Source organism: Pseudomonas sp. Root329 (assembly GCF_001424925.1).
In the GTDB taxonomy this organism is placed as follows: domain Bacteria; phylum Pseudomonadota; class Gammaproteobacteria; order Pseudomonadales; family Pseudomonadaceae; genus Aquipseudomonas; species Aquipseudomonas arabinosi.
This window is the reverse complement of sequence record NZ_LMCV01000014.1, coordinates 1-17698: the sequence shown is the minus strand read 5'-3', so window position 1 is coordinate 17698 and position 17698 is coordinate 1. Positions and strand designations below refer to the sequence as shown.

General features: G+C 60.3%; 11 protein-coding genes. 7 read left to right on the top strand and 4 right to left on the bottom strand.

Annotated features, from left to right (window positions below):
- The first annotated feature begins 130 nt into the window (after positions 1 to 130).
- Positions 131 to 1750 carry a pyoverdine maturation tyrosinase PvdP gene (gene pvdP, locus ASC74_RS14230; protein ID WP_056741954.1) on the top strand — a complete coding sequence of 540 codons (1620 nt, stop codon included), beginning with the start codon at positions 131 to 133 and terminating at the stop codon, positions 1748 to 1750.
- A gap of 133 nt (positions 1751 to 1883) precedes the next feature.
- Here pvdP and ASC74_RS14225 read toward each other — a convergent pair whose 3' ends face one another.
- Genes ASC74_RS14225 through ASC74_RS14215 form a run of 3 tightly spaced genes read right to left on the bottom strand, consistent with a single transcriptional unit; the run spans position 1884 to position 6432 of the window.
- Complete coding sequence (locus ASC74_RS14225) at positions 1884 to 3278, bottom strand: efflux transporter outer membrane subunit (protein ID WP_056741953.1); 1395 nt, start codon at positions 3276 to 3278, stop codon at positions 1884 to 1886.
- 7 nt (positions 3279 to 3285) lie between these two features.
- Positions 3286 to 5259 carry a MacB family efflux pump subunit gene (locus ASC74_RS14220; RefSeq protein ID WP_056741952.1) on the bottom strand — a complete coding sequence of 658 codons (1974 nt, stop codon included), beginning with the start codon at positions 5257 to 5259 and terminating at the stop codon, positions 3286 to 3288.
- The gene (locus ASC74_RS14215) at positions 5260 to 6432 is read right to left on the bottom strand and encodes an efflux RND transporter periplasmic adaptor subunit (protein ID WP_056741951.1); all 1173 of its coding nucleotides are present in this window, start codon (positions 6430 to 6432) and stop codon (positions 5260 to 5262) included.
- A 424-nt stretch (positions 6433 to 6856) separates the two neighbouring features.
- Between ASC74_RS14215 and ASC74_RS14210 the strand changes: the two genes are divergently transcribed.
- The 6 genes from ASC74_RS14210 to ASC74_RS14185 all read left to right on the top strand — a co-directional run bounded on the left by ASC74_RS14210 (position 6857) and on the right by ASC74_RS14185 (position 16511).
- Complete coding sequence (locus ASC74_RS14210) at positions 6857 to 7339, top strand: sigma-70 family RNA polymerase sigma factor (RefSeq protein ID WP_056741950.1); 483 nt, start codon at positions 6857 to 6859, stop codon at positions 7337 to 7339.
- Positions 7340 to 7461: 122 nt separating this feature from the next.
- Complete coding sequence (locus ASC74_RS14205) at positions 7462 to 8799, top strand: lysine N(6)-hydroxylase/L-ornithine N(5)-oxygenase family protein (protein WP_056741949.1); 1338 nt, start codon at positions 7462 to 7464, stop codon at positions 8797 to 8799.
- 532 nt (positions 8800 to 9331) lie between these two features.
- Positions 9332 to 12034, top strand: a complete 2703-nt coding sequence (mgtA, locus tag ASC74_RS14200) for a magnesium-translocating P-type ATPase (protein ID WP_056741948.1) — start codon at positions 9332 to 9334, stop codon at positions 12032 to 12034.
- Positions 12035 to 12128: 94 nt separating this feature from the next.
- Complete coding sequence (locus ASC74_RS14195) at positions 12129 to 12542, top strand: hypothetical protein (RefSeq protein ID WP_056741947.1); 414 nt, start codon at positions 12129 to 12131, stop codon at positions 12540 to 12542.
- Between the two features lie 111 nt (positions 12543 to 12653).
- Positions 12654 to 13280: a response regulator transcription factor gene (locus ASC74_RS14190; RefSeq protein WP_056741946.1), complete on the top strand. Its 627-nt coding sequence runs from the start codon at positions 12654 to 12656 to the stop codon at positions 13278 to 13280.
- Positions 13281 to 13292: 12 nt separating this feature from the next.
- Positions 13293 to 16511 carry a transporter substrate-binding domain-containing protein gene (locus tag ASC74_RS14185; protein ID WP_056741945.1) on the top strand — a complete coding sequence of 1073 codons (3219 nt, stop codon included), beginning with the start codon at positions 13293 to 13295 and terminating at the stop codon, positions 16509 to 16511.
- Between the two features lie 3 nt (positions 16512 to 16514).
- Here the strand turns inward: ASC74_RS14185 and dkgB are convergent, their stop codons facing one another.
- Entirely contained in the window at positions 16515 to 17318 is an 804-nt protein-coding gene (gene dkgB, locus ASC74_RS14180) for a 2,5-didehydrogluconate reductase DkgB (protein ID WP_056741944.1), read from the bottom strand.
- Between the last annotated feature and the right edge of the window lie 380 nt (positions 17319 to 17698).

The following is a 17698-nucleotide window of genomic DNA, read 5'->3' as shown; positions in this document are numbered from 1 at the left end:
CCCACATTGGACCGAGGTGTACATAGATCAAATGTGGGAGCGGGCTTGCTCGCGAAGCTTTTAAATTTTTGGAGGCAACAAACGTTCTAGCTTGGATAAAGCCTGCTTCATGGCTGACACAGGTAGGGCAATGACGATTTCTCGACGATGGTTCATGGCAGGCCTGGCGCTGACCGGCGCCGCCGTGCCTGCGGCTTTTTATGGGCATCGTGAATGGACGAAACCGGATCCGACGATCACCCCCGGCGAAGCATCATTCGATGTCGCGGATGTCGCTGGCCAGCACTTGGCGAACACCTTGCGCGGTGTCTGGCAGATTCGTTTCGAAGGTCATGATGCCGGCATTGAAGGCCTGCCACGGGACGGGCTGGAGGTGTTTCTCGACATCGGTCACAAAGGTCGCGGCTTGAGCGGGTTCCTCGACACCGCCGAGCGTTTGCGTTCGAGCGAAGCGCCGCGTTACCGGGTGCTCGGCGATCTGGCCGTCGCTAAACCGGCGCAATTGAGCTGGCGGCTGCTCAGCGCCAGCGGCACAGCGGATTACGAATTCAGCCTGTTGCTGGACGAAGTCTGGGCCGGTTTCGGCAATGCTGGCAGCGGCACCCTCAGTGGTCGGGTGTTGAATCTGGACCGTCCGCTGATGTTGACGGCCCAGGACAATCGCTTCATTGCCGTCAAACGGGTGTTCCCCGAAGCCCGCGAGCGCAGCGGTCTCAACCCGACGCTGCTGGCTTGGCTGGTGTCTCCGGAACATCGGCTGTTTCACCAGCTCTGGCATGCCTCCCGAGACAAATGGCACACCCTGTCCGAAGACAAACGCGGCGCTTTGCGCGGCATTGGCTGGCAGCCTGGCCCGCGAGACAAGGAGCGTGATGCCCGTGGCGCGCGCAAGGATCGTAACGGCTCGGGTGTGGATTTCTTCTTCATGCACCGGCACATGCTCGGCAAGGCGCGCTCCCTGCAAGACTTGCCGTCCTGGTCGCACTTCCCCTTGCCACAGCCGGAACTGGCGCGTGATCGGGTCGGGTTCGCCCGTTATTTCGACAACCACGATGGCACCGCGCTGCCGCCGACCTGGCTGGCCGACGACGATGCCGAGTACTCGCAATGGGTCAGCGACATCAAGACCGCCGAGACCTACCACAGCAATTTCCAGGTCTGGGAATCGCAGTACCGTGACCCTCGTTACCTGTCGAAATTGACCCTGGGTCAGTTCGGTTCAGAGGTCGAATTGGGGCTACACGACTGGCTGCACATGCGTTGGGCCTCGGTGCCGCGTGATCCGTCCAACGGTCAACCCGTGCCGTTTGCCCGGGATCCGGCGGACTTTTCCGCACGCTGGTATGCGCCGGAAAACGACTTCCTCGGCGATCCGTTTTCGTCCCACGTGAACCCGGTTTTCTGGCATTTCCATGGCTGGATCGATGATCGTCTGGAAGACTGGTTCCGTGCGCACGAGCGTTTTCATCCGGGGGCGGTCAGTCGGCTGGAAGTGAATGGCGTGCCTTGGTTTGCGCCTGGGCGTTGGGTCGAGATCGATGATCCGTGGCTCGGCCCGAGCACCCATGGTTGCGCCACCACGCCGGGATTACAGGCCGGCAAGTCGGTGGAGATGGACCCGGAAACCATGAAGCTGGCGTTGCGGATTACCTTTGGTGACGACGAGAAGAAACTGGCGGATCTGTTCCGCAAGGTGCCGCAGCGGCCTTGGTATGCGCGGCATTTGAAGGCCAAACCGATTACCAGTTAAGCCGGAAGACCGAGTTATCGTTCTTCGCGAGCAAGTCGAATCGTCGCACCGCCGCTCCCACATTTGATCTGTGTGCACCTCGGTCCAATGTGGGAGCGGGCTTGCTCGCGAAGGCGGCCTGACAGACGCCGCATTACAACACCTGCCACCCGCCGCCAAGCGCTTTGTACAACGCAATACTCGCCTGCAACCGCGACAACCGCAGTTGCACATTCAGATCCTGCGCCGCATACAGCGTGCGCTGTGTCTCCAGCACCGTCAGCAAATCCTCGGCACCGGCCTGATAACGGCTTTGCGCAATGTTGAACGCCGTCTGCGCCTGGTTCAGTTCTTCACCTTGCCACTGCCGCTGCTTGTCCAGACCGCGAATGCTGTTCAACGCTTTTTCCACATCGGCGAACCCATTGATGATCGCCCCACGATACGTCTCCAGCAGTTCCTCCTGGCGGGCCGTGGCCTTGTCGCGCTCGGCGCTCAGGCGACCATTGTTGAAGACCGGTGCAAGCAGTCCGGCGGTGAGGTTGTAGAAAGGATTGCGCAGCATGTCCGCCGCGCGATCCGCGCCCGATCCGAGTTCCGCGCTCAACGTGACCTTCGGTAGCATCGCCGCGCGGGCGACGGTGACGTCGGCTTGTGCGGCGGCCAATTGCGCTTCGGCGCGGGCGATGTCCGGGCGTCGGCTGATCAGTTCGCTGGGCAGCCCAGCGCCAATGGTCGGCCATGACAATTGATCAAAGCGTTCCTGACCCAAAGACAATGCCTGCACCGGCCGGCCGAGCAGGGCGGCGAGGCTGATCTGTGCGTCCTGAGCCTGTTGCTGCACCAGCGGCAATTGTCGTTGTTGCGCGGCGACCAGACTCTTCTGCTGCGCCAGTTCAAGGGCAGTTGCCGAGCCTGCGTCAAAACGCGTCTGCACCAGTTTCAAAACATTCTGCGCGTTCGCCAGATTCAGCTCGGCGATGCGACTTTGCTCACGCAACGACACGCTTTGCGCGTAGCTGTTGGCGACGCCGCTGAGCAGCGTCAACTCCACCGTCGCCTGATCGAATTCGCTGGCCTGCAAGCCGAATTGCACACTGTCGCGGGAAGCGCGTTGGCCGCCCCAGAAGTCGACTTCGTAAGTGGCGCTGAGGTTGGCGTTAAAGTAATCGACGGCCTTGTTATCGCTGTCGGCATCGAGCTGGCTGTAGCTGTTGCCGCGCAATAGTTTCTGCCGATTGGCGTTCAGGCCGGCCTTGACCTCCGGCAGCAGCGAGCCGCCGGCAATCACAGTGTCGGCTTGCGCTTGACGCACCCGAGCGATGGCAGCGGCCAGGTCGTAACTGCCGACCCGGGCCTGTTCGATCAGGCGATCAAGCTCCGGGCTGCCGAACTGCGTCCACCATTGCAGGTGGCTGCGGGTAGCGCTTTGAGTGTGTGGCGATTGCCAGGCGGCGGGCGGCTGGAGGCCGCTGTCCGGACGCTGGGCGGGACTGCCGCAGGCGCCGAGCAACAGGCAGAGGGTCAGCAGGCTGAGTTGCGGCTTCATGGAGAGATCATTCACTGGTAAGGGCCGTGACCGGGTCGAGTCGGGCTGCTTTGCGGGCCGGCATGAAGCCGAAGACAACACCGGTGACCAGGGCGCAGCCGAAGGCGCCGAGCACCGCTATCAAGGAGAACGCCACGGCGACTTCGCTGAGGATCAGCACGCCGCCGACGATCAGCGCCAGGGCGATCCCGGCAAGCCCGCCGACCACCGAAAGCATCACCGCTTCGGTGAGAAACTGGCGCAGGATGTCCCGCTGTCGGGCGCCGGTGGCCATGCGGATACCGATCTCACGAGTGCGTTCGCGCACGGTCATCAGCATGATGTTCATCACACCGATCCCGCCAACTAGCAGAGAGATCGCGGCAATCGAACCGAGCATGAGCGACAGCGTATTTTGTGTGCGCGCTTCGGCCTGGATCATTGCGGCGTTGTTGGTCAGCTCGAAATCCTTCTTGCCGTTGTGCAGACGCAGCATCAATTGCTCGATGGCTACTTCGGTCTCTTTCACCTTGCGTGCATCGGCAGCGGCGATGGCTACGTATTCGGGATTGTGGGTGCCGAACAACCGCACACTCGCAGCGGAGTAAGGGATGGCGATGCGGTCGTCGCTGTCGGAGTCGCCGGAACCGGCGCCTTTTTCCGCGAGCACGCCGACCACCTGGAATGGCACGTTCTCGATGAGGATGTATTGGCCGATCGGGTTAGCGACGTCCTTGAGCAACTTGGTCCGCACCTTGTGGCCGATGACTGCGACGGCTGCTGCGTTGCGTTCATCGTCCTGGGTGAAGTAGCTGCCTTCTACCACCGGCCAGTTGAAGATCGCCGGGAAGTTGGTGTCGTTGCCGCCGACATAACTCAAGTGGTCGAGGTTGCCGAAGCGCACCCCGGCCTCCTGGCCGTTGACCGGCATGATCCGTGTCACTTGCGGCAGGCTTCCCACCGCCGCGACATCATCCAGGGTGACGATGCCCAGCGGTGTTCGCGGGTTTGGCGACGAGCCGCTGAGGTAAATGATGTTGGAGCCGAACGCGCCCATTTGCGCCATCACCTGACGCTTGCTGCCTTCACCCACTGCCAGCATGACCACCACCGACGCGACGCCGATGATGATCCCGAGCAGCGTCAGTGCGGTACGAAAACGGTTGATCCACATCACCCGCCACGCGGCTTGCACCGCATCGACCAGTTCGCCTTTCCAGGCGCCGGTTGCTTCGGCGCCTTCGGTCAGGCGTTTGCGCAGATCCACCGCTTGCAGCGCGCCAGGGTTGGCCGAGGTTTGTGCTTCGGGATTGTCGCGGGCGCTGTCGCTGATGATCAGCCCGTCGCGAATTTCGATGATGCGTTTGGCCCGGGCCGCGACTTCGCGGTCGTGGGTGATGAGGATCACCACGTGGCCCTGGCCCGCCAGTTCGTCGAGCAGGGTCATGACCTCGGCACCGCTGTAGCTGTCGAGGGCGCCGGTGGGTTCATCGGCGAGGATGATATGGCCGCCGTTCATCAAGGCGCGGGCGATGGACACCCGTTGTTGCTGGCCGCCGGAGAGCTGGTGCGGACGGTTGCCGGTGCGCGAGGCCAGGCCGAGGCGGTCGAGCAGGGCGGCGGCGCGGGCGTGGCGTTCGGCGGCCGGCAAGCCTGCGTAGATGGCCGGCATCTCGACGTTTTCCTGGGCCGAACCGGATGGGATCAGGTGATAACCCTGGAACACAAAACCGAATGCTTCGCGGCGCAGCCAAGCCAGTTCGTCGCTGTCGAGTGTGGCGACGTTTTCCCCGGCGAAGCGGTATTCGCCTGAGGTCGGGCGGTCGAGGCAACCGAGGATGTTCATCAGCGTCGACTTGCCGGAGCCGGAGGCACCGACGATCGCCACGAATTCCCCGGCATGGATCGACAGGTCGATGCCGCGCAATACGTGAACTTCCGGTGAATCGCCGCCGCCGTAGGCTTTGCGGATGTCCTGCAGGTCGATCAGGGGCGTCAGCATTCAGCCGCCACTCCTGTCGGCCGGGCCGATCAACAGGTGATCGCCTTCCTGCAAGCCATCGAGGATCTGCACCCGCAGGCGATCGCTGATGCCGGTGCGCACGTCGCGCTGCTCAATGCGGCCATTTTTGGCCACGACCTGGGCAATTTGCATATTCGCTTCAATGCCGGCCTGCAACGCCGCGACAGGCGCAGTCAGGGTGTTTTTCGCCTGATTCGAAACGAAGAAGACCTGGGTGGTCATTTCCGCCATCAACGCGTTGTCGGCGTTATCGACGTCCAGCAATACGGTGTACAGCACCACGCGAGCTCTGCCGCTTTTGCTCGAACTGGCGGGGCTGCCGCCGCCCTGGCTGGTCTGGTCCAGCGGCTTGGGCGGCACCGGCAAAATTTGCCGCACGGTGCTGTTCCAGCGACGGTTGCCGCCGCTGAGGGTGGTGAACCAGGCCGTCATCCCGGGTTTGACGTGACCGATATCGGCTTCCGACACCTCGGCCCAGACGGTCATCGGCGACAACTTGGCGATGCGCAGAATCAGTGGCGTTTGTTGCTGGGCGTTGAGGGTCTGGCCTTCACGGGCGTCGAGTGCGACGACGGTTCCGCTCATGGGCGCATAGATGCGGGTGTAACCCAGTTCCGCCTGGTCGCTGCGCAGGCTGGCCTGGGCCTGACGGATCTGCGCCTGGAACATGTCGATGCGGGCCTGGGTGGCGCGCAGTTCGGCTTCGGCGGTCTGCACGTCTTCTTCGCGGGTGGCGCCACCGGCCTTGAGGTTTTGCTGGCGCTGGAATTTCTGCCGGGCGAGGTCGTGCTGCGCCCGTTGCTCCTGCAGCTGCGCCTTGAGGTTTTCGATGGAGAAACGCCCGGCGTCGAGTTTGGCCTGTTGCGTGGACGGATCGATCTCCACCAGCAACTGGCCTTCCTTGACCACATCGCCGACTTCCACGTGGAGCTTGTGGATCTGCCCGGACGCCTGGGCACCGACGTCGACATAACGTCGAGGTTGCAGAGTGCCCAAGGCCGTGACGCTGCTTTCGATGTCGGCGCGGGTGACCTGCACGGTGGCGAACTGGTCTCGACCGGGCGGGATGATCTGCCAGGCGGCGACGGCGATAACGGGGATCAGACAAAGTGCTACAAGCAGGGCGCGTCGGGTCTGTCGGGGACGTTTCATGCAGGGTTCCGGCCAATGAATATCGGCCCGTCGTTCAGGCTGTGCACAAAAACGTGCGACAGAGACGGGGAGCTGTCCTGTAAACGATGAACGTAGCGGGGAATTTAGCTTCGGACATACGGCGTAACACCCGTAGGAGCTGTGTAGGAGCTGTCGAGTGAAACGAGGCTGCGATCTTTTGACTTTGATTTTTTAAGAATAAGATCAAAAGATCGCAGCCTCGTTTCACTCGACAGCTCCTACAGGTGAAGCAGTGTGAAGCTGTGTGCAGACTATTTGTGAGGCAAGGTGAAGCAATACTTTAAATCTATATGAGAATTACTATAAATTACGCGCCTCAAACTGCCACTATCGTGCCACTGCCTATTTCGGCGATCGCCGGTCTGGCTCAAGGACAGAAACCGCACCCCTGCGGCCGGGAGTCATGTTGGAAAACTACTATCGCGAGCTGGTGTGTTTTTTGAACGCCAAGCTGGGCAACCGTCAGGTGGCCGAAGATGTGGTGCATGACGCTTATCTGCGGGTATTGGAGCGGTCCAGCGACACGCCGATCGAGCAGCCTCGGGCGTTCCTGTATCGCACCGCGCTCAACCTGGTGATCGACGACCATCGGCGCAATGCCCTGCGTCAGGTCGAATCGCTGGAAGTGCTCGACAACGAAGAGCGCTACTTCACCCCATCCCCTCATCACAGCCTCGATCACGGTCAACGCCTGGAGATGCTCCAGCGTGCATTGGCGGAATTACCCCGGCTGTGCCGCGAGAGTTTCCTGCTGCGCAAGATCGAAGGTCTGTCGCATCCGGAGATCGCCGAACACCTCGGTATTTCTCGCGCGCTGGTGGAGAAGCACATCGTCAATGCAATGAAACATTGCCGTGTGCGGATGCTGCAATGGGACGCCCATTGATCATTAGCGGTTAAATTTTTTTTCATTGTCCTCGTTCCTACTCAACAGACGACCTGCTGTCCTGCATCAGGTCACTTAGGCTTATTCCCCTTGTTGAGGGGTTCATCCAGAGGACACTGGAAATGACACAGGCAATTGCATCGCCCATCGTTCACGACCTGATCGGCGTCGGTTTCGGCCCTTCGAACCTGGCGCTGGCCATCGCTCTGCAAGAGCGCGGGCCGAGTCAGGGCGAACTGGATGTTCTGTTTCTCGACAAGCAGGCCGACTACCGCTGGCACGGCAACACCCTGGTGACCCAGAGTGAGTTGCAGATCTCCTTCCTCAAGGACCTGGTGACCCTGCGCAACCCGACCAGCCCGTACTCCTTCGTCAATTACCTCAAGCACCACGGTCGTCTGGTGGACTTCATCAACCTGGGCACCTTTTATCCGTGCCGCATGGAGTACAACGATTACCTGCGCTGGGTCGCCGGGCAATTTGAAGCGCAGAGCCGCTACGGTGAAGAAGTGCTGACCATCGAGCCGGTGCTGCACAACCAGCAGGTCGAAGCGCTGCGGGTGATCTCGCGCGATACTCAAGGTCAGCAGCACGTTCGCACCGCCCGTTCGGTGGTGGTCAGTGCCGGCGGTACTCCGCGCATTCCCGAAGCGTTCAAGGCGCTCAAGGGTGACAGCCGGGTGTTCCACCACTCCCAGTATCTGGCGCAGATGGCCAAGCAGCCATGCGTGAACAACCAGCCGATGAGCATTGCGATCATCGGTGGCGGGCAAAGCGCGGCGGAAGCGTTCATCGATTTGAACGACAGCTTCCCGTCGGTGCAGGTGGACATGATCCTGCGTGGCTCGGCCCTGAAGCCGGCGGACGACAGCCCCTTCGTCAACGAAGTGTTCTCGCCGGAGTTCACTGATCTGGTGTTCCAGCAGGCGAGCAGCGAGCGCGAGCGTCTGGTCAACGAGTACCACAACACCAACTATTCGGTGGTGGACATCGACCTGATCGAACGCATCTACGGCATCTTCTATCGCCAGAAAGTCTCGGGCATCGCGCGCCATGCGTTCCGCGCCCTGACCACCGTCGAAAAAGCCACCGCCACCGAGCGCGGCATCGAGTTGGCCGTGCGCAACAACGCCACGGGTGAAGTCACGGTCCGTCATTACGATGCCGTGGTATTGGCCACCGGTTACGAGCGCCAGATGCACCGCAAGCTGCTGGCGCCGCTGGAGCAATACCTGGGGGATTTCGAGGTTGATCGCAATTACAAACTGATCACTGACGAGCGCTGCAAGGCTGGCATTTATATGCAGGGCTTCTGCCAGGCAAGCCATGGTTTGAGCGACACCTTGCTGTCGATCCTGCCGATCCGCGCCGATGAGATTGCCGGTTCGTTGTATGACCATGGCAAGAACCGTGGGCATGGCCGGTCGGTGATGGACCTGCTATTGGCGACTGCCAGCTAAGATTCTTTGCGCCTGATAGTCAGTCTTCGCGAGCAAGTCGAATCGTCGCACCGCCGCTCCCACATTTGACCTGTGTTCGCAGATCGAGTGTGGGAGCGGCGGTGCGACGATTCGACTTGCTCGCGAAGAGGCCCTGAAGTACAGCAAAAATCCCGAATCCTGAACCCTTCCTGAAGAACCCCGCAATTCCCCCTCCACACGCCTTTCCTTCGTTTACTCTCCAGAAATCGGGGCGTAAGCTTCGCGCGTTTTCAATCAATAGCGGAGACCCACAGTGGGTACTTGTTCGAGTGACAGTAGTCGGCCGGTTTCGATAACCGGCACCTTCCCGGCAAGATAACGCGCAACTTTTTTGTGCCGTTGTCTCGCCGAAAAGCGAGCAGCGGCATCCCGATCGCGGCCAGTCCTGGTCCGTGTCCCGACGTCCCTCTCATCGACGCTGAACCGTGCGTGATGTTCGACTGTGTGTCGTCATCGCGGCGTATCGACACGCCTGCTCGACGGTTTCCCGGCTGACCCTGGGGGAACTGCCATGAACCTGACCCTGCTCAAAGAATTCTTCGCCGGATTCCTGCGCACCCGCCACATCGCCCGACACTTCCGTCGCCTGGCGCTGCTGGAAAACTTCACCGACACCACGGTCAGCCGCGAGGTGCCTCCCACCCTGGCGCAAACCCTGGTGAGCGCCGCCAACAGCGACACCGGCCGACTGCTGGACAACCTCGGCAGCCACACCGATGGCCTGAGCGAACTCGAAGCCGATGCACTGCGCGTGCAATTCGGCCTCAACGAAGTCGAGCACGAACAGCCTCTGCCGTGGTGGACCCACTTGTGGCACTGCTACAAAAACCCGTTCAACCTGCTGCTGACCTTGCTCGCGGTCATCTCCTGGCTGACCGAAGACATGAAAGCCGCCATCGTGATTTTCTCCATGGTGGTGCTCTCGACCTTGCTGCGCTTCTGGCAGGAAACCAAATCCAACCAGGCCGCCGACGCGCTCAAGGCGATGGTGAGCAACACCGCCACGGTGTTGCGTCGGGATGCTGCGCGCACCGAGTTGCCGATCAAGCAACTGGTGCCAGGCGACCTGATCGTGCTCTCGGCCGGCGACATGATTCCCGCCGATTGCCGGGTGCTCGGCGCCAAGGATTTGTTCGTCAGCCAGGCCGCGATGACCGGCGAATCGATGCCGGTGGAAAAATTCCGCCGTCAGCAGGACAGTGACACCCGCAACCCGCTGGACCTCGACAACATCCTGTTCATGGGCACCAACGTGGTGTCCGGTACGGCCATGGCGGTGATTCTCACCACCGGCAACAACACCTATTTCGGTGCACTGGCGCAGCGGGTCGGCGCCACCGATCGCGCACCCACCTCATTCCAGACCGGGGTCAACAAAGTCAGCTGGTTGCTGATCCGCTTCATGTTCGTCATGGCGCCGCTGGTGCTGTTCATCAACGGCTTCACCAAGGGCGACTGGACCCAGGCGCTGCTGTTCGCGCTGTCGATTGCCGTGGGCCTGACCCCGGAAATGCTGCCGATGATCGTCACCTCGACCCTGGCCAAGGGCGCGGTGTTCCTGTCGCGTAAAAAAGTCATCGTCAAACGCCTCGACGCGATCCAGAACTTCGGCGCCATGGACGTGCTGTGCACCGACAAGACCGGCACCCTGACTCAGGACAAAATCTTCCTGGCGCGCAATGTCGATGTCTGGGGCAACGATTCCGATGACGTGTTGGAAATGGCCTACCTCAACAGCTACTACCAGACCGGCCTGAAAAACCTGCTGGACGTGGCGGTGCTGGAACACGTGGAAATCCACCGTGAATTAAAAGTCGGCACCGCGTTTCGCAAGGTCGACGAGATCCCGTTCGACTTCACGCGCCGGCGGATGTCGGTGGTGGTCGCCGAGCGCGATCATTCGCACCTGCTGATCTGCAAAGGCGCGGTGGAAGAAGTGCTGGCGGTGTGCACGCGGGTGCGTCACGGCGAGGTCGATGAAGCACTGAGCGATGAATTGCTGGCGCGGATTCGTCAGGTCACCGCATCGTTCAACGCCGAAGGACTTCGTGTCGTCGCCGTCGCCGCACGGCCAATGATTGAGGGCCGCGACACCTACAGCCTGGCGGATGAGCAGGAACTGACGTTGATCGGTTACGTGGCTTTTCTCGATCCACCCAAGGAAAGCACCGCGCCGGCCCTCAAAGCATTGGCCGCTCACGGCGTGGCCGTGAAAGTGCTGACCGGCGACAACGAACTGGTGACCGCGAAGATTTGCCGCGAAGTCGGCCTGGACCAGCAAGGCCTGCTGATGGGCAACGACATCGAGCGCATGAGCGACGCCGAACTGGCGGTAGCGGTGGAGACCACCAACGTTTTCGCCAAACTCACCCCGTCGCACAAGGAACGCATCGTGCGTTTGCTCAAGGGCAACGGCCATGTGGTCGGTTTCATGGGTGACGGCATCAACGACGCGCCAGCGCTGCGCACCGCCGACATCGGCATTTCGGTGGACAGCGCCGTGGACATAGCCAAGGAAGCGGCGGACATCATCCTGCTGGAGAAAAGCCTGATGGTGCTGGAGGAGGGCGTGCTGGAAGGGCGCCGGACCTTCGCCAATATGCTCAAGTACATCAAAATGACCGCCAGTTCGAACTTCGGCAACGTGTTCTCGGTGCTGGTGGCCAGTGCGTTTATCCCGTTCCTGCCGATGCTGCCGATGCACCTGCTGGTGCAGAACCTGCTCTATGACATTTCGCAGATCGCCATCCCGTTCGATAACGTCGATGAAGAAATGCTGAAAACACCACAACGCTGGCAGCCGGCGGACGTCGGGCGTTTCATGCTGTTTTTCGGGCCGATCAGCTCGATCTTCGACATCACCACGTTTGCCTTGATGTGGTACGTCTTCGACGCCAATACCCCGGACCATCAAACCCTGTTCCAGTCCGGGTGGTTCGTGGTCGGGCTGCTGACCCAGACCCTGATCGTGCACATGATCCGCACACCGAAAATCCCGTTCCTGCAAAGCCGCGCGGCGATGCCACTGATGGTGATGACTGGAATCATCATGGCCGTCGGCATCTTCCTGCCGATGGGACCGCTGGCGCACTACTTCAAATTGCAGGCGCTGCCGTCGCTGTACTTCGTGTTCCTGCCGGTGATTCTGCTGGCGTACATGGGCCTGACGCAGGCGGTGAAAGGGTTTTATATTCGCCGGTTTGGCTGGCAATAAAGCGTGCACATTTAGGAAAAGTCCTACAGAAAGCTCGGCGGGTCTTCCGTAGCCTTGCGCCCTCACGAATCTGACACTCTCCTGGGGGCCCACGTTGTCGAACAAAGCCTTACGTATCCTGATCGCCGACGAGTTGCATTTTCACTGCATGAAGGTCGAGCGACTGTTCAATCAACTCGACTACTACCGGATAGCACCGGTGCACAGCCTTGAAGAGCTGTTGACCCTGGTCGAATACGGTTGCGAGCCATTTGATCTGGTGGTCATCAATGCCTCGCTGGCGGGCGGGGCGTTGAACCTGTTCGATTTTTTCCTTGATAACCAACAGGTTCATCACGCCTTGATCTATGACGGTCAGCTGGCGCAACTACCGCCCATTCCTGCCTGCGTTCAACAGACGGTTGAGGTGAGCCACGCAATGCTGCCTGATCTGGCGTCCATTGCGCGGCTGATGGCGATCATCGACCCTCGTCTACCGTTCGTCGGCACTGTCATTTCTGTCAGGTAGTTGCGCCCGGTTTTCCATGCAAAAGTCTTTGCGCAGCCGGTGCGTTCAACCGGGCCGGGCTCATGGGCATTGATTGCTCAATCGTCATATTTTTTTGCACAGGAAGTTGCCATGAAGTCAGTGCTGATTGTGGACGATCATCCGGTGGTTCGCGCCGCAGTCAAAATCATACTGGTGCAGGAGGGTTTCCAGCAGATTTACGAAGCGGCGAGTGGTAATGAGGTCTTGCCGAAGATCCGCGAACACAAGCCTGATCTGGTGGTACTGGATCTGGTGATGCCCTCGCTCGACGGGTTGGATGTGCTGGCGCGGATCAAGACCAGTGGGGTGCCCTGTCGAGTACTGGTCTTTACGTCTCAGGAGCCCATGTTTTACCAGGATCGTTGCATGCACGCCGGTGCCGCGGCTTATGTCGCCAAGACCAATGATTTGCAGCATTTGCACAAGGCCGTGCAAGCCGTGATGGCCGGTTACACCTATTTCGCCCAGCTACCCTCGGCGTCGGTGTCACTGAACTCGATGCAACTGAGTGAAAAACAGTTGATCGATAAACTCTCCGACCGGGAACTGACGATCTTTCAGCATCTGGCCCGGGGCATCAGTAACAAGGCGATCGCTGAAATCATGCACTTGAGTCACAAGACCGTCAGCACTTACAAGACCCGTCTGGTTGGAAAACTCAACGTGGAATCGGCGGTGTACCTGAGGGATTTTGCCAAGCGTAATCATCTGATCTGAGTGAGCCCGATCATGCGCGATTGTTTGTGGGCTCTGTTGCTGTTCTGTGGACTGGGAGCATCGGTGACGGCCGCCGATGAGCCAAAGCTTTTGCATGTGCTGGGGCGTTCAGCGGTGGAGGGTTATCAGGCCCAGCTGGATGAAAAGGACTGGCAGTGGTTGCGTGGCAAACGAGTCTTGCGCCTCGGGGTGTCAGGGGCGGACTACCCGCCGTTCGAGATCACGCGAAACGTTGATGAGCTGGAAGGCATCACCGCAGACTATGCCGCACTGTTGGGGCAACTGCTGCACGTAAAAATCGACGTGCTTCGTTATCGCACGCGCGAGGCGGCCATGGATGCGCTCAAACGCGATGAACTGGACCTGCTCGGCACGTCCAACAACTTCGAGACGGCTGACCCCGAGCTGACCCGATCCAGTGCCTATGCCGAAGATCAGCCGATGCTGGTCACCCGCCTGGACGACTGGATGCCTGTCGACCTCGCGGGCAAACGCATCGCCATGGTCGATGACTATCTGCAGGCGCAGACTGTCGAAGCCTTCTATCCCGATGCGAGCTTGCAACGCTACCCCTCGGCACTCGACGCGATCGGGGCGGTGGCGTTCGGGCTGGATGATGTGTACCTCGGGGACTTCATCAGCGCCAATTACCTCATCAATAACAACTACCTCAGCAACGTACGCCTGGTGGGGCCTTCCGGTCTGGACGCCAATCCGTTCGGCTTTGCCTTCAGCCGGGGCAACCCTCGTCTGAAGCGCATTGTCGATAAAGCCCTTGCGACGATTCCCATGGATGAGCGCACGGCCATCGAGCAGCGCTGGAGTGCCGGAAGAGCCAACATGGCGGGTCAAGAGCGAGTACGTTTGAGCGCCAGTGAACAACGTTGGCTGGATCAACATCCGACGGTGGAAGTCGGTGCCATCGAGAACTTTGCCCCGCTGACTTTCTACGATGCCCAGGGACAACTCAGGGGGTTGACTGCGCAATTGCTGACGCTGATCAGCCAGCGCAGCGGCTTGACCTTCAACGTGCAGCGGGGTAACTCCCTCGATCAGCAGATCCAGCAACTCAAGGACGGCAAGATCGACCTGTTACCGGTGGTCACGCCCAGTATCGATCGCGAAGTCGAACTGCGTTTCACTCGGGCCTACTTGAACAATCCGTTTGTACTGGTCAGTGCGACCACCCCGGGAAGCCCCAGGACCCTGGATGACATGGCCGGTAAACGCCTGGCGATTTATCGCGGTCATCCGTTGCTCGGGTTCATCCGCGCTCGGGCGCCCAACGTACGTCTGGTCGAAGTGCAGAGTCCGGCGCAGGGTCTGGAATGGGTGATCAAGGGCCAGGCCGACGGGGCCGTCAGCTCATTGATCGTGGCTCGGTATCTGATCACCCGGCAATACCGCGAGCGTCTGCGGATCAGCAGCACCGTGGGTGATGAACCGGCGCGTATCGCTCTGGCCACCAGCCGTGGTGCGCTGGAGTTGCACTCGATTCTGAACAAGGCACTGCTGAGCATTTCGCCCCGGGAGATGGATGAGCTGTTAGCCCGCTGGAGCAATGATGTGGTGGTCGATGACAGCTACTGGCTGCGTCATCGCCAAGGCATTCTCCAGGCGTTTGCCGCTGCGGGCGCTTTGCTGTTGCTCGCACTGGCCTGGATTGCCTGGCAGCGTCGGCAGATAGCTCAACGCCAACAACTGCTCGGGCAATTGCAGGATGCCAAGAACGCCGCCGACGATGCCAACCGCGCCAAAACCACCTTTCTGGCGACCATGAGTCATGAAATCCGCACACCGATGAATGCCCTGATCGGCATGCTCGAACTGGCGCTGAAGCGAGCGGAAGAGGGCTTCACTGATCGCTCCGCCATCGAAGTGGCATCCAATGCCGCGCAGCAATTGCTGGCGTTGATCGGTGACATCCTGGACATCGCCCGCATCGAATCCGGGCATTTGTCGCTGACCCCTGAGCGGGCCAATCTACGCACGCTGGTGGAGTCGGTGTGCCGGGTTTTCGAAGGCCTGGCACGGCAGAAGAACTTGCAGTGGCGGGTCGAATTGGCCGAACACAGCGATCGTGACGTGTTAGTCGACCCCACGCGCTTCAAGCAGGTGCTGTCCAATCTGCTGAGCAACGCGATCAAGTTCACCCGTGAAGGTGAGGTGAGTCTGACATTGCGAGTAGAGCCCGGTATGTCGGGGCATCTGGCCGTCAGTGTGCGTATTGAGGACAGCGGCATCGGTGTCAATGTGGTCGATCAGCAACGACTGTTCAGCCCGTTCGTGCAGGCCGGTAACAGCCAGCAGTCAGGCCACAATGGCTCCGGCCTGGGACTGGTGATCAGCCGTACTCTGTGCGAAATGATGGGCGGCCGATTGCAGCTCGACAGCGTCCTCGGACTGGGTACGCAGGTCGACATCAGCCTTGATCTGATTGCGTTGCAACCGTTGGCCTGCAGCGAGCGGGCCGATAGCGGATTGCAGGTGGCCACTCGGCTGCTGAGGATTCTGGTGGTCGACGATTACCCGGCCAATCGATTGTTGCTCTCACGGCAGCTGAGTTACCTGGGGCATCAGGTGCTGGAGGTTGAGGATGGCGAGCGTGGTCTTGCGCAGTGGCGCGAGCATGAGCTCGATTTGGTCATCACTGATTGCAACATGCCGGTGGTCAATGGTTATGAATTGGCGGGTGCGATACGCGATGAAGAGCGCGCTCATGGCTTGCCACCCACGCTGATTCTTGGATTTAGCGCCAATGCGCAGCCGGAGGAAAAGATCCGGTGCCTTGAAGCGGGCATGGACGACTGCCTGTTCAAACCGATCCGGCTGGCCGATTTGAGTGCCTGGCTGGCGTCCCGATTTGTGAATGAGCCGCCAGCGCCGGTTGCAGAAAAATCAACGTCCGAGATCGACTTGACCGGCCTGGAGCTCTACGTCGGTGAAGACCGGACGCTGATCAATCAGTTGTTGCGCGAACTGGCCGTAACCAACCTCTACGATCGCGATGATCTGCTTGCAGCGCACGTCAGTGGCAATCGTCACCGGCTGCAAGACCTGGCGCACCGAATCAAGGGTGGTGCGCGAATGGTTCGTGCAAAACGTTTGATCGAGTGCTGCGAACATCTGGAACGTGCCTGCGCCGAGGGGCACGCGGCGTTGATCGACGAGGCCGTCGATCAATTGCAGCACGCCATGGCACGCCTGGATCAGAACCTCAAGCGAGACTGACGCTTAATCCCACTGGGGCGCGATGCCTTTGGGGCTGGTCAGTCGATGGCCACGATCCAGACCCGCGATCAGCGCCATGTCGGCGTCGCTCAAGGTCATGGCGCAAGCTTTCAGGTTGCTGGCGAGGTTGGCGCGTTTGGTTGACGAGGGGATCACGGCGTAACCCAGTTGCATGGCCCAGGCCAACGTGACGTGTGCCGGCGTCGCCTGTAGGCGATCGGCGATCTGCTGGATCACCGGGTCTTTCAGCACTTCGCCGTAAGCGAGGGTCATGTACGAGGTGATCTGGATGCCCTGGCTCTGCGCGAATTCGACGACCTTGCGGTTTTGCAGGTAGGGATGCAATTCGATCTGGTTGGTCGCGATGTGTTCGGCGCCGACCGCGGCGATCGCCTGTTTCATCAGGTCGACGGTGAAGTTGGACACACCGATCTGCCGGGTCAGGCCCAGTTGTTTGGCTTCGAGCAGGGCGCCCATGAATTCCTCGACCGGCACCTGATCTTCCGGGGACGGCCAATGGATCAGGGTCAGGTCCAGGTAGTCGGTTTGCAGCTTTTGCAGGCTTTCCTTGAGGCTGTCGATCAGGCGATCCCTGGCGAAGTTGGCGACCCAGATCTTGCTGGTGATGAACAACTCGTCACGGGCGATGCCGCTGGCGGCAATGGCCTCGCCGACCTCGGCTTCGTTCTCGTAGATTTGCGCGGTATCGATGACTCGATAGCCCAGTTCCAGGCCAGTGCTCACCGAATCGATGACCACCTGGCCTTGCAAGCGAAAAGTACCAAGGCCGAATGCGGGAATAGACATCAATGACTCCAGGGTTGCAGTGGGAATGGGCACGAGTATCCGCGTCCGCACCCATGAGAAAAACCGCTGGATCGGCAAAGCAATGTTTACCGCAAGTCATGAATCGGGGGGGCAGTGGGATTGATGATGTTTGGTCTGGCGCCTGCGCGAGCAAGCCCGCTCCCACACTGGATCTGTGGTGCCCGCAAATCCAGTGTGGGAGCGGGCTTGCTCGCGAAGGCCGCAACGCGGTTTAAAGCCTTACTTCACGACTGCTACGTCCGAACGCGGCCCGAACCGAACGCAGGCTTCGCCAGCTGCTATGTATGGACTCGCCCCCACTGTCTACCCGCTTTTAAAAAAACTGCCGCCCCGTTGCATCTATGTATTAGGCCTGTCCG